General features: G+C 63.4%; 11 protein-coding genes and 1 pseudogene. 9 read left to right on the top strand and 3 right to left on the bottom strand.

Features of this window, described 5'->3' with window-relative positions; genetic code table 11:
* Window positions 1–184 precede the first annotated feature (184 nt).
* The 9 genes from cyoA to CK226_RS03915 all read left to right on the top strand — a co-directional run bounded on the left by cyoA (window position 185) and on the right by CK226_RS03915 (window position 9,363).
* Window positions 185–1,366, top strand: coding sequence for a ubiquinol oxidase subunit II (cyoA, locus tag CK226_RS03875; protein WP_095791097.1), 1,182 nt, complete (start codon window positions 185–187; stop codon window positions 1,364–1,366).
* Between the two features lie 10 nt (window positions 1,367–1,376).
* Window positions 1,377–3,374, top strand: coding sequence for a cytochrome o ubiquinol oxidase subunit I (cyoB, locus tag CK226_RS03880; RefSeq protein ID WP_095791098.1), 1,998 nt, complete (start codon window positions 1,377–1,379; stop codon window positions 3,372–3,374).
* 9 nt (window positions 3,375–3,383) lie between these two features.
* On the top strand, window positions 3,384–4,010 hold the full coding sequence (gene cyoC, locus CK226_RS03885; RefSeq protein ID WP_095791099.1) for a cytochrome o ubiquinol oxidase subunit III: 627 nt from the start codon (window positions 3,384–3,386) through the stop codon (window positions 4,008–4,010).
* Window positions 4,007–4,384: a cytochrome o ubiquinol oxidase subunit IV gene (gene cyoD, locus CK226_RS03890; RefSeq protein ID WP_095791100.1), complete on the top strand. Its 378-nt coding sequence runs from the start codon at window positions 4,007–4,009 to the stop codon at window positions 4,382–4,384. The genes cyoC and cyoD overlap by 4 nt, the downstream gene beginning before the upstream one ends.
* Complete coding sequence (locus tag CK226_RS03895; protein WP_245437651.1) at window positions 4,381–5,196, top strand: SURF1 family protein; 816 nt, start codon at window positions 4,381–4,383, stop codon at window positions 5,194–5,196. Before cyoD ends, CK226_RS03895 begins: the two co-directional genes overlap by 4 nt.
* Window positions 5,193–6,545, top strand: coding sequence for an ATP-binding protein (locus tag CK226_RS03900; RefSeq protein WP_095791101.1), 1,353 nt, complete (start codon window positions 5,193–5,195; stop codon window positions 6,543–6,545). Before CK226_RS03895 ends, CK226_RS03900 begins: the two co-directional genes overlap by 4 nt.
* Complete coding sequence (locus tag CK226_RS03905; RefSeq protein WP_179296128.1) at window positions 6,535–7,071, top strand: response regulator transcription factor; 537 nt, start codon at window positions 6,535–6,537, stop codon at window positions 7,069–7,071. Before CK226_RS03900 ends, CK226_RS03905 begins: the two co-directional genes overlap by 11 nt.
* 318 nt (window positions 7,072–7,389) lie before the next feature.
* Window positions 7,390–7,998, top strand: coding sequence for an isochorismatase family cysteine hydrolase (locus CK226_RS03910; protein WP_027047187.1), 609 nt, complete (start codon window positions 7,390–7,392; stop codon window positions 7,996–7,998).
* A 102-nt stretch (window positions 7,999–8,100) separates the two neighbouring features.
* The gene (locus CK226_RS03915; RefSeq protein ID WP_095771369.1) at window positions 8,101–9,363 is read left to right on the top strand and encodes a DUF763 domain-containing protein; all 1,263 of its coding nucleotides are present in this window, start codon (window positions 8,101–8,103) and stop codon (window positions 9,361–9,363) included.
* A gap of 35 nt (window positions 9,364–9,398) precedes the next feature.
* On the opposite strand, the pseudogene CK226_RS03920 reads toward CK226_RS03915, so the two are convergent.
* The 3 genes and pseudogenes from CK226_RS03920 to CK226_RS03930 all read right to left on the bottom strand — a co-directional run bounded on the left by CK226_RS03920 (window position 9,399) and on the right by CK226_RS03930 (window position 12,032).
* A pseudogene (locus tag CK226_RS03920) lies at window positions 9,399–9,843 on the bottom strand (PPC domain-containing DNA-binding protein).
* A 56-nt stretch (window positions 9,844–9,899) separates the two neighbouring features.
* The gene (locus tag CK226_RS03925; protein ID WP_095771368.1) at window positions 9,900–10,217 is read right to left on the bottom strand and encodes a plasmid stabilization protein; all 318 of its coding nucleotides are present in this window, start codon (window positions 10,215–10,217) and stop codon (window positions 9,900–9,902) included.
* Between the two features lie 102 nt (window positions 10,218–10,319).
* Entirely contained in the window at window positions 10,320–12,032 is a 1,713-nt protein-coding gene (locus CK226_RS03930) for an HAD family hydrolase (RefSeq protein WP_095791102.1), read from the bottom strand.
* Window positions 12,033–12,042 lie beyond the last annotated feature (10 nt).

Consider the following 12,042-nt stretch of genomic DNA (forward strand, 5'->3'; position numbering starts at 1 on the left):
TCCGGAACCCAATTCCGGGGATTCCCCAAGGGTTCCATTGTGCACTGCACACTGCGCCAAAGCCATGCCTGCTGGGCATTGGACAAATTGTCCAATGTCACCACGGCGCCGCGAGCAGTAGCCCTTGGATCGATACCGCACTGCAACATGAACGGTTGTGGCGGTCCTTCGAGGGCAGCGTTTGATGAAACGATTTGGAGCCTTGCTTCTGTTCCCCCTGGCCGGGCTGTTGAGCGGCTGCGATCTGGTCGTGCTTGCGCCCGCCGGCGATGTCGCGGCCCAGCAGCGCGACCTGCTCGTGGTCTCGATCCTGCTGATGCTGGTCATCATCATCCCGGTCATGGCGCTGACTGTCTTTTTCGCCTGGCGCTATCGGCAATCCAACACCGCGGCGACCTATGCGCCCGACTGGGATCATTCGACGAAGCTGGAGCTGGTGATCTGGGCGGCGCCCCTGCTCATCATCATCTGTCTTGGCGCGTTGACCTGGCTCGGCACGCATCTGCTCGATCCCTACCGCCGGATCGACCGCATCGAGCCCGGCCAGCCGGTCACTGAAGCGCACAAGCCGCTCCGGGTCGAGGTCGTGGCGCTCGACTGGAAATGGCTTTTCATCTATCCGGATTACGGCATCGCCTCCGTCAACGAGCTGGCGGCGCCGGTCAACCAGCCGATCGACTTCCGCATCACCTCGTCAGCGGTGATGAATTCCTTCTACATTCCAGCCCTTGCCGGGCAGATCTATGCGATGCCGGCGATGGAGACGAAGCTGCACGCCGTCATCAACCGGCCGGGCACCTATAGCGGCTTCTCGGCCAATTACAGCGGCGCCGGCTTTTCGGGGATGCGCTTTGCCTTCCACGGCCTGTCCGACCAGGCTTTCGACCAGTGGGTGGCGCAGGCCAGGGCCGCGTCGGCGGCGCTCAGCCGCGACAACTATCTCGAACTTGAAAAGCCGAGCGAGAACGAGCCGGTCCGCCATTATGCCTCCGTCGATCCCGACCTTTATGGAGCCATCCTCAATCTGTGCGTCGAGCGCGGCAAGATGTGCATGAACGAGATGATGTCGATCGACGCCAAGGGCGGCCTCGGTCTTGCCGGTGTGCGCAACACGCTGCCGCTGCAATACGACAAGCTCGCCCGGCGTGGTGCGGTGTTCGGCAACGATCCGTCCTATGTCGCCAGCATCTGCACGGCGGAGGAGGCGGCTGCCGCGGCGCGCGCGACCAGCGATGCGACGCCGGCGGATTGGCCGGCCAGGAACCTTTCCCCGCTGCGCGGGGCAGGGCTGCTGAGGCCCGAGACCGAGAGCCGTCGCGCCGAGGCGGATACGCCGCCGCTCGGCCTGCTGCGGCGCGAATTGTGAGAGACAGCCGATGCCCGATACGCTGACCAGATTCATTTTCGGCCGTCTCACCTGGGACTCGCTGCCGCTGCATGAGCCGATCGTCGTCGCCACCTTCGTCGCGGTGGCGCTCGGCGGCATCGCCCTTTTCGGCGTCATCACCTATTTCAAGCTGTGGGGTTACCTGTGGCGCGAGTGGTTCACCAGCGTCGACCACAAGAAGATCGGCATCATGTACATGGTGCTCGGCCTGGTCATGCTGCTGCGCGGCTTCTCCGACGCCATCATGATGCGCCTGCAGCAGGCCATCGCCTTCAACGGCTCCGAGGGCTACCTCAATTCGCATCACTACGACCAGATCTTCACCGCCCACGGCGTGATCATGATCTTCTTCGTGGCGATGCCCTTCGTCACCGGCCTGATGAATTTCGTCGTGCCGCTGCAGATCGGCGCGCGCGACGTGTCCTTCCCCTTCCTCAACAATTTCAGCTTCTGGATGACGGTCGGCGGCGCCATCCTGGTCATGGCCTCGCTGTTCGTCGGCGAATTCGCCCGCACCGGCTGGCTCGCCTATCCGCCGCTCTCCGGCATCGGCTACAGTCCGGATGTCGGCGTCGATTATTACATCTGGGCGCTGCAGGTGGCGGGCGTCGGCACCACCCTGTCGGGCATCAACCTGATCTGCACGATCATCAAGATGCGCGCGCCCGGCTTGACCATGATGCGCATGCCTGTCTTCACCTGGACGTCGCTGTGCACCAACGTGCTGATCGTGGCGTCCTTCCCAGTGCTGACGGCGGTGCTCTCGCTCCTGGCGCTCGACCGCTATGTCGGCACCAACTTCTTCACCAACGACTTCGGCGGCAACCCGATGATGTACGTGAACCTCATCTGGATATGGGGTCACCCGGAAGTCTACATCCTCATCCTGCCGCTGTTCGGCGTCTTTTCCGAGGTCACTTCCACCTTCTCCGGCAAGCGCCTGTTCGGCTACACCTCGATGGTCTACGCCACGGTGGTCATCACCATCCTTTCGTATCTGGTCTGGCTGCACCACTTCTTCACCATGGGCTCCGGCGCCAGCGTCAATTCCTTCTTCGGCATCACCACGATGATCATCTCGATCCCGACGGGAGCGAAGATATTCAACTGGCTGTTCACAATGTATCGCGGCCGCATCCGCTTCGAACTGCCGATGATGTGGACGATGGCCTTCATGCTCACCTTCGTCGTCGGCGGCATGACCGGCGTGCTGCTTGCCGTGCCGCCTGCGGACTTCGTGCTGCACAACAGCCTGTTCCTGATCGCGCATTTCCACAACGTCATCATCGGCGGTGTGCTGTTCGGCCTGTTCGCCGGCATCGCCTACTGGTGGCCCAAGGCCTTCGGCTTCAAGCTAGATCCGTTCTGGGGCAAGGTGTCCTTCTGGTGCTGGGTGGTCGGCTTCTGGTTCGCCTTCATGCCGCTCTACATACTCGGCCTGATGGGTGTGACGCGCCGCATGCGTGTCTTCGACGATCCCTCGCTGCAGATATGGTTCGTCATCGCCGCCTTCGGCGCGGTGCTGATCGCCGCCGGCATCGCCGCGTTCCTGATCCAGATCTTCGTCTCCATCCGCAAGCGCGAGGCTCTGACCGATCCGACCGGCGATCCCTGGGACGGCCGCACGCTCGAATGGTCGACGTCCTCGCCACCGCCCGCCTACAACTTCGCGTTCACGCCGGTCGTGCGCGACAATGACGCCTGGTGGGACATGAAGAAGGCTGGCTATGTCAGACCGCTCTCCGGCTTCAAGCCGATCCATATGCCGAGCAATACCGGCACCGGCGTCATCCTGGCCGCCTTCAGCGTGGCGCTCGGCTTCGGCCTGATCTGGTACATCTGGTGGCTGGCGGCGCTGAGCTTCGTCTGCCTGATCGCCACCGCGATCGGCCACACCTTCAACTATCACCGCGATTTCCACATTCCGGCTGCCGAGGTCACGCAGACGGAGGAGGCGAGGACGACGCTCCTCGCCGCCCAGGGCTAGGGTTTGATCATGGATTCGAGTGCGACCACGGCCGGCACCGGACCGGTCTTCCACCTGGAAGAAGAGCATGCGCACGCCGAAGGCAGCAGCACCATGCTCGGCTTCTGGCTCTATCTGATGAGCGACTGCCTGATCTTCGCCATGCTGTTCGCGGCCTACGGCGTGCTCGGCGGCAATTACGCGGCGGGGCCAGCGCCAAAGGACCTGTTCGATCTCGATCTGGTCGCGGTCAACACCACCATACTGCTGTTGTCCTCGATCACCTATGGCTTTGCCATGCTGACCATGGACAAGGGCCGCGTCGCGGCGACGCAAGCGTGGCTTGCCGTGACCGGCCTGTTCGGCCTGGCCTTCCTGTCGATCGAGCTCTACGAATTCGCACACATGATCCATGAAGGCGCCACGCCGCAGCGCAGCGCCTTCCTGTCGTCCTTCTTCACGCTGGTCGGAACGCACGGGCTGCACGTCACCTTCGGCACCGTCTGGCTGGTGACGCTGATGACGCAGGTCTCCCGGTTCGGCCTCACCGAGGCCAACCGCCGCCGGCTGATGTGCCTCTCGATGTTCTGGCATTTCCTCGACGTCGTCTGGATCGGCGTCTTCACCTTCGTCTATCTGATGGGGATGTTGCGATGAGCGCTCATGATCACGCCGCCGACCACGGCCACGCCCATGGCGGAGCCGCGCACGGATCGTTCAAGGGCTATCTGATCGGCTTCGTCCTGTCGGTGATCCTGACCGCCATTCCGTTCTGGCTGGTCATGAGCGGCGCCATCGACAACAAGCAGGCCACGGCCATCGCCGTCATGGCCTTCGCGGTGGTGCAGATCGTCGTCCACATGGTCTTCTTCCTGCATATGAATACCGCCTCGGAGGGCGGATGGTCGATGCTGGCGCTGATCTTCACGCTGATCCTGGTCGTCATCGTGCTGACCGGCTCGCTCTGGGTCATGTACCACCTCAACGCCAACATGATGCCCGGGCTTCACGACATGCGCGAGATGCCATGAGCCCGGCGCCGGGCGCGGGGAGGACCACTGTCGAAGTAAGGATCGGGCAGGCCGGCATCAGCTTGCCCGCCGCGCCAGGAAAGGATGCCGGCAGGTCATCCGCGTCGCGGCTTTTTCTCGCATTGCTTGGGCTCCTCGGCGTGACGGTGTTCGTTGGGCTTGGCATATGGCAGTTGGAAAGGCGGGTCTGGAAGCTCGACCTGATCGCACGCGTCGACCAGCGCATCCATGCGCCGGTTGTCGATGCGCCAGGCCCGGCGACATGGGGCGGCATGACCGCCACGGGTTACGAGTACAGCCATGTGCGGTTGGCCGGACGCTTTTTGGGCGGCAAGAACACGCTCGTGCAGGCGGTGACGGAGCTTGGCGGCGGCTATTGGGTGCTGACGCCGATGCGGACCGACCGTGGCTTCGTCGTGCTGGTCAACCGCGGCTTCATTCCCCAGGAGCGCAAGGCCGAGTTCGAACAAGAAAGCGGCGGGCTCGGCTCGCCGACCGTCATCGACGGCCTGTTGCGCATGAGCGAGCCGGGCGGCGGCTTCCTGCGCAGCAATGATCCGGCGGGCAATCGCTGGTATTCGCGCGACGTCGCCGCCATCGCAGCCACGCGCGGCCTGACGAACGACATCGCCCCTTATTTCGTCGATGCGGAAGCATCCGCGGGCTGGCCGCGCGGCGGCCTGACGGTCGTGACTTTCCGCAACAGCCACCTCGTCTATGCTTTGACCTGGTTCACGCTCGCTGCGATGCTTGCCGCGGCCCTGGCCGCGCCGATGATTGGCGCCCGCCGGCGGCGAGGACCGGCACGATGAGCGTCCCGACGCAAACGCTTGGCAACGACAAATCCTTCGCGGCCGCATCACTTGCGGGCAAGAACGGCGCGGTCCCCGATCCCGACGCGGCGAACAGGAAGAACCTGCTCCTGCTCATCCAGCTGCGCTGGCTGGCGGTGGCGGGTCAGGTGCTCACCATTCTGGTGACGCAATACTGGTTCGACATCCCGCTGCCGCTGGGGGAGATGGCCGGGGTGGTGCTTTTCCTGGTCGGGCTGAACATCTTCAGCCAGCTCGCTTCGCGCGGCCAGCGGCCGATCAGCAACGCCCAGCTGTTCGTCGCGCTCATCTTCGACATGGCGGCGCTGACGACCCAGCTTTACCTCAGCGGCGGTGCCTCGAACCCGTTCGTGTCGCTCTACCTGCTGCAGATCACGCTTGGCGCCGCGCTTTTGACACCCTGGTCCACCTGGAGCCTGGTGGCCGCCGCTTCCGCCTGCTTCGTCTTCCTCACGTTCCAGTTCCAGCCGATCGCCATCCCGCATCACGGCGGCAGCGACCTGCTGGCCCTGCATATCAGGGGCATGTTCATCTGCTTCGTGCTGGCGGCCGGCCTGATCGTCATCTTTATGACGCGCATCAACCGCAATCTGCGCGAGCGCGACGCCTATCTCGCCGATCTGCGCCAGCACTCGGCCGAGGAGGATCATATCGTTCGCATGGGCCTGCTGGCCTCCGGTGCTGCGCATGAACTGGGCACGCCGCTGTCGACCATCTCCGTCATCCTCTCCGACTGGCGCCAGATCCGCAGCGTCACGCGCAACCGCGAACTGGCCGGGGACGTGGCCGAAATGCAGGCGCAGATCGAACGCTGCAAAAGCATCGTCTCGGGCATCTTGATGTCGTCGGGGCAGGCGCGGGGAGAGGGCACGATCCGCACCAGCATCCGCCATTTCCTCGACGATCTCGTCCAGGAATGGCGTGTCAGCCGCCAGCCGCTCAATCTGGAGTACAAGAACGATTTCGAACCTGACGAGCAGATCGTCTCCGACACGGCACTGAAGCAGGTCATCTTCAATGTGTTCGACAATGCTCTGGAGGCATCGCAGGATTGGGTCGGCGTCGCCGCCGAGCGGCAGGGCGAGAAACTGGTGATTTCGGTGCGTGACCGCGGGCCGGGCTTCGACCAGGGTATTCTGGCCGCACTCGGTCAGCCCTATATGTCGAGCAAGGGACGGCCGGGCGGTGGCCTTGGCCTTTTCCTCGTCGTCAACGTGGTTCGAAAGCTGGGGGGCGACTTTTCCGCTCGCAACATGGAGCAGGGCGCCTGTGTTACGCTTTCGCTGCCGCTCGCGGCGCTGACCGATGGAGATGATCATGAGGCCTGATCGATCCCTGTTTATCGTCGAGGACGACGCCACCTTCGCGAAGACGCTGAAGCGCTCCTTCGAAAAGCGTGACTACGACGTCGTGGTCTGCCACGGCAGGGATGAGCTGCTCGGCGCCCTCGAAACAGCGGTTCCGGCCTACGCCGTCGTCGATCTCAAGCTTGGCGCCGGCGGCTCCGGGCTGGAATGCGTCAAGCTGCTCAGCGCCCGTGACACGTCGATGAGGATCGTCGTGCTGACCGGCTTCGCCAGCATCGCCACGGCTGTCGAGGCGATCAAGCTTGGCGCATGTCATTACCTGGCCAAGCCCGCCAACACCGACGACATCGAAGCCGCCTTCGGCAGGGCCGAGGGCGATGTTTCCGTCTCGTTGAGCAGCCGTCCCACCTCGATCAAGAACCTCGAATGGGAGCGTATCCACGAAACGCTCGTCGAGACCGGCTTCAACATCTCCGAAACCGCGCGCCGGCTCGGCCTGCATCGGCGCACTTTGGCCCGCAAGCTCGAGAAACGCGTGGTGAGGTAGGCTCAACGATCGTTCTTCAGTGTCGTGGTGCGGCAGGACTATTCCGCGGCAAACCCAGATAAGCCGCTGGCCTGATCCATAATTGCAGTGGGGCTGTAACGAGGCCGGATCGTCGAACGCGCCGACATGCATCGCTCCTTGGTTGGGCGATGCGTCGTAGGTCGGGCTGAGCGGCGATCCACCGGCTGAACGCGGTTGACCAATCGCGTTGGTTGCCGCCGGCCCACCCAGGAACGAGTCCTCGCTTATGGCGTTCCCATGTCCTGGACGACAATGGGAGAAGTCCATGAGAAGACACCGCCAGCCGGATATTCTTTGATGTCGGTGCCGGGCTTGGCATATGGGCCGTTGGGTCACGGGTGCATGCATGTCTGCGTGGATATGCAGCGGCTGTTTGCGGAACCGTCGCCGTGGGCGACGCCCTGGATCACGCGCGTCCTCCCCCAGATTGAGAGGCTCGTTGAAAGACGGGCAGAACAGACGGTCTTCACGCGCTTCCTGCCCGCGCAGAGGGCGGGGCAGGGTGTCGGGGCATGGAAGCGCTACTATGAGCGCTGGTCTTCGATGGCGATCGACAATATCGGTCCGGAAATGGTCGAGCTGTTGCCGTCATTGGCGGCTTGCTGCCCGCCGGCGGCGGTCATCGACAAGCATATCTATTCGCCCTGGTTTGAAGGCCGTCTGCGAGCCTTTCTGATGGAACACGAGATCGATACGCTGGTCATCACCGGCGGTGAAACCGACGTGTGCGTTCTGGCCACGGTGCTCGGCGCGATCGATTTCGGCTATCGCGTGGTTCTCGTCACGGACGCGCTATGCAGTTCTTCCGATGCAACCCACGACGCCCTGCTCACCGTCTATCACCAACGTTTCGCGCAGCAGGTCGAAACGGTCGAGATGGAGACGGTTCTCTCGAACTGGACTTGAATGTCACCAGGCGTCGAGGCGGCACAAGCATCAGGTGCTTCTTCGCGCGGGCTCGGATACCTATCTGTCGAGACAAGACAGACATCGGAACAGGCAACGGAATTGGCGCAACGATCGGGCAGTGCTGATCTTCCACTTCACGGCGGTCGCGTGCCGAAATGGCTCGGCGACCGCATGACGCGGCTTGGCGCCGTGATGTGCGAGGCGATCATCCATCACTATGGCCGCAACGAGCTGCTGCGGCGTCTGGCGCATCCCTTCTGGTTCCAGTCCTTCGGCGCTGTCATGGGCATGGACTGGCACTCGTCCGGCATCACGACCAGCGTCGTCGGCGCCTTGAAACGCGGTCTGACGCCGCTGTCGGGCGAACTCGGCATTCATGTCTGCGGCGGCCGTGGCGCCCATTCGCGCAAAACTCCGCATGAGCTGGCCGCCATCGGCGAGCGCATCGGCTTCGACGGACAGCGCCTGGCAACCGTCAGCCGGCTTGTCGCCAAGGTCGACAGTGCCGCCGTCCAGGATGGGTTCGACCTCTATCTGCACGGCTTCATCGTCACCGACGACGGCGACTGGGTGGTGGTGCAGCAAGGCATGAACGGCGACAGCAAGGTGGCGCGCCGCTACCATTGGCTGTCCGAAGGTTTGAAGAGTTTCGTCGATCAGCCGCACGCCGCCATCGAGGGCGCCAACCAGGGCGAGATCGTCAACCTGACCGACCGCCGTGCCGAGGCCTCGCGCCAGGGACAGCTGGACCTGCTCCAGGACCTCGGCCCAGACCGCATCCTGCGCGAATTCGCTGCCCTGGATGCCGGTACAGCGGCGGCTCCGGAACAGCCGATGCTGCCGCATCTGATCATGCCGGCTCACCATGATGTGCGCGAAAGCGATATCGTCATGCGCCGCCTGCATGGCAACATGGCCGCTGCCGCCGAACGTGGCCCGGCGGATTTTTCCGAGCTTCTCCTGGTTCCTGGCGTGGGCGCGCGCACAGTGCGCGCGTTGGCGCTGGTCGCCGAAGTGGTGCATGGCGCGCCGTGCCGGTTTTCGGATCCGGGCCGGTTCTCACTCGCCCATGGCGGCAAGGACAGGCACCCGTTCCCGGTTCCGCTCAAGGTTTATGACGAGACGATCGGCGTGCTGAAGTCCGCGGTGCAGAAAGCCAGGCTTGGCCGCGACGAGGAAATCGGCGCGCTGCGGCGGCTCGACGATCAGTCGCGGCAGGTCGAACGATATGTCACCGGCCCCAGCCTGAAGGAAATCGTTGCCGGCGAATTCGACCAGTCGCACCTGCTTGGCGGCCGCAGCGTCTTTGGCTGGGAGCCGCCGCCGGACAAGGCACCGGCGGAGTTGGACAAGAAGGCATGACGGGTGCAGGCTGAACTCCGCAGTCGGGCTCGAAATCAACCGTCCAGGTCGATCAACGCAACGCCCAATTCCGGACGCCTGCTACGGCGCAGATGGCCGGGCGCCTCCACCAAAGTTCACTTCCAGCGTCGGTCGAACCATGGCCTCGAGCAGGTGTCCGCCCCAGGTCGTGCCGTCGCTCAATCCCAACACCGTATGAACGTGGAGACTGGGCTTGCCGTCATCGCCCAGCGCCACATCGCCAATGGCGCTCAGAACTTCGCATTGTTCGTCGATCGGGATTTTGCGGTAGGTCTTCGCATTGGGGTCGAACCAGCCCACGATCGCTCTTTCAAAGGCGCCGATCGCTGTCAGCGAAGCACTGTCGACTGCTTGATCGATCGCGAAGGCGGTCAGCGTGCCGAACGCTTCTTCGCCGGGGTCGAGCACCACGACAAATGTTCGCTGTCCGCCGGCCTCGTTGACGAGCCGCGATTTCATGCCTGTGCCCTCATCATGTTGGTCTTTCAGGACGGACCAAAGGGTGTTTGTCGACGTCAATGGGCATGGTGCTCGGCATTCCGCTTGCGCGTTGCCGCGGCCTTCCTCGCCGATTCCGACCGACTTGCAGCCGGGCGTGCGGCTGACGCCTTGCCGCCGCTCTTGCCGCCCTTGTGTGCTGCCGGGTGGCCGGTGTGCTTGCCGCGCCCGGAGCCGCCTTCCTTCTTGCCGCCGCCATCATCCTTGTTGACCGTGGCCCAGGCGCGGCGTTCGGCCTCCTTCTCGGAGATGCCGCGCTTCTCATAGCCTTCCGCAATGTGGTCGGCTTTGCGCTCCTGCTTGTCGGTGTATTTCGATTTGTCGCCTCGTGGCATGGTCGTATCTCCTGTTGAACAGGGTCTGAACGTGAAGCCGCCGGGTGAGTTCCAACTGACCCCGGAAAAGGTCATGAACAGACAAAGCAGACGCGTTGCGCGCTAGTCTTCCGGTGCCGTGGCGGGAGCCGTGTAGCGGCGGCGCACTGCATCAAGCACACGCTTGCGGCTCTCCTTGGCGGAGAGCTTTTTATCGTTCTCCGCCTCGGCGGTTTCGCGCGCCAGATCCTTGTCCCTGATCTGGTTGCGGAACCATTTGGAATAGTCGCCGGCACGCAGGTGGAACTGCCAGGTCCTATCGTCGATGCCCTCGGCGATCTGAGCGAAAATCATCAGATTATGGGCCCTGAGGTTCATCGCATCGTCGGGGCCGTGGAAATAGAAACTGCCCGCCTCGTCGAGTTGCCCCTCGGCATATTTGCGGCTGTGCCGCTTGAGGGATTGACGCGGCTCGATGACCTTGACCGTCGCGATCTTCTTGCGTTTCTGCGGTCGCCAGAACAGCACGCGCTCGCCCTTGGGCGAGGCCATGTCCTTTGGCGGGTCGATGCCGGTCTCGCTGCAGTAGGCCTTGACGACATCCTTCGCCTTGGGGCCAAGGGCAATGATGGCGGTCACCAGGCGCAGCGCGTCGGTCGAGATCGCTTCGGGATGCACTGTGATCAGCACCGTGCCGGGCAATTCCAGGGACAGGATCGCGCGCGTGTCATCACGCCGCTTGGGCAGAAGATGGTGCGCTTCGTCGATGATAAGCCAGTGCGGCCTGGCCGTTCGACGTCGAAAACTGCCGAGGCCGGGCAGTAGGTCGGCAAAGAAATCTGGGCGTTCATTGACGCGCAGCGCCAATCCATTGATGACGACATTGCTGTCGGCTTTCTCGATGAGGTCCAGCACTTGCGCCTTGGTCGGCGCGCTCGAGCCGTCGCCCAGACGCACGGCGTCTTCGAGGCCGTCATAATCGCCTTCGGGGTCGAAGATGCAGAATTGAAACCCGCTCTCGACGAAGCGTTCCGTCAGCGCGGTGGCCAGGGTGGACTTGCCGATGCCGGAGCTGCCGGCGATGAGGATCGTGTCGGTTGGCGACAGGTAGATCTCGTCGCCGCCGGCGGAACCCAGCACGATGCCGTCATGCCGCCTCGGCAGGATGTCGTGATCGCGCTTGATCAGCCTGTCGACCAGTTCCTCCACGCCCTTCCCGCGTGCGCCACGCGTGACCAGATCCGCTGTGGTCTTGACCGCGGGAATTGCATTGTCGACGGCGATGCTGCAGCCGCAAGCCTTCAGGAAGGCATGGTCGTTCTCGGCGTCGCCGACACCGACCACATTGTGTGGCGACAGCCGGAGATCCTGCAGCGCCGCGGCCAGCCCGGTGGCCTTGTTGATGCCGCTCGGCAGGATCATCACCGCGCCCTTGTTGAAGATGATTTCCAGTTCGAGCCCCATCTTCTTGATGGTTTCGAGCACGGTCGTCTGATGCGGCTCCCAGGTCGCGACGATCGACCGGCCCACGGAAAGCGGCTTGACGCCCTGCTTCTTCAGTCTGGAGACGAATTCGGTTTCCGGCGAAGGTGAGATCACCCGCTCTTCCTCACTGGCCGGCGTGTAGATCAGCGCTCCGTTCTCGGCGACCACCTTGTCGAACAGGCCGATCTCGGGAAAGACGCGCTTGAGGTCGGGCAGCTCGCGCCCGGTCACAAGAATGAGCTTGCGGCCGCTTTTCTTGAACCGCTCCAGCGCGGCAAGAGTCGTCTTCGAGACGATCCCGTCATGCGCCAGCGTGCCGTCGTAATCCGTCGCCAATGCGATGAAATACATTGCACGGGCC

It is taken from the genome of Mesorhizobium sp. WSM4311 (assembly GCF_002295115.1).
GTDB lineage: Bacteria > Pseudomonadota > Alphaproteobacteria > Rhizobiales > Rhizobiaceae > Mesorhizobium.

Coding starts and splice junctions, on each gene's coding strand:
- CK226_RS03900 (WP_095791101.1), top strand. CDS start 5,193: ATGAGCGTCCCGACGCAAACGCTTGGCAACGACAAATCCTTCGCGGCC.
- CK226_RS03910 (WP_027047187.1), top strand. CDS start 7,390: ATGTCGGTGCCGGGCTTGGCATATGGGCCGTTGGGTCACGGGTGCATG.
- cyoC (WP_095791099.1), top strand. CDS start 3,384: ATGGATTCGAGTGCGACCACGGCCGGCACCGGACCGGTCTTCCACCTG.
- CK226_RS03930 (WP_095791102.1), bottom strand. CDS start 12,032: ATGTATTTCATCGCATTGGCGACGGATTACGACGGCACGCTGGCGCAT.
- cyoA (WP_095791097.1), top strand. CDS start 185: ATGAAACGATTTGGAGCCTTGCTTCTGTTCCCCCTGGCCGGGCTGTTG.
- CK226_RS03895 (WP_245437651.1), top strand. CDS start 4,381: ATGAGCCCGGCGCCGGGCGCGGGGAGGACCACTGTCGAAGTAAGGATC.
- CK226_RS03925 (WP_095771368.1), bottom strand. CDS start 10,217: ATGCCACGAGGCGACAAATCGAAATACACCGACAAGCAGGAGCGCAAA.
- cyoD (WP_095791100.1), top strand. CDS start 4,007: ATGAGCGCTCATGATCACGCCGCCGACCACGGCCACGCCCATGGCGGA.
- cyoB (WP_095791098.1), top strand. CDS start 1,377: ATGCCCGATACGCTGACCAGATTCATTTTCGGCCGTCTCACCTGGGAC.
- CK226_RS03905 (WP_179296128.1), top strand. CDS start 6,535: ATGAGGCCTGATCGATCCCTGTTTATCGTCGAGGACGACGCCACCTTC.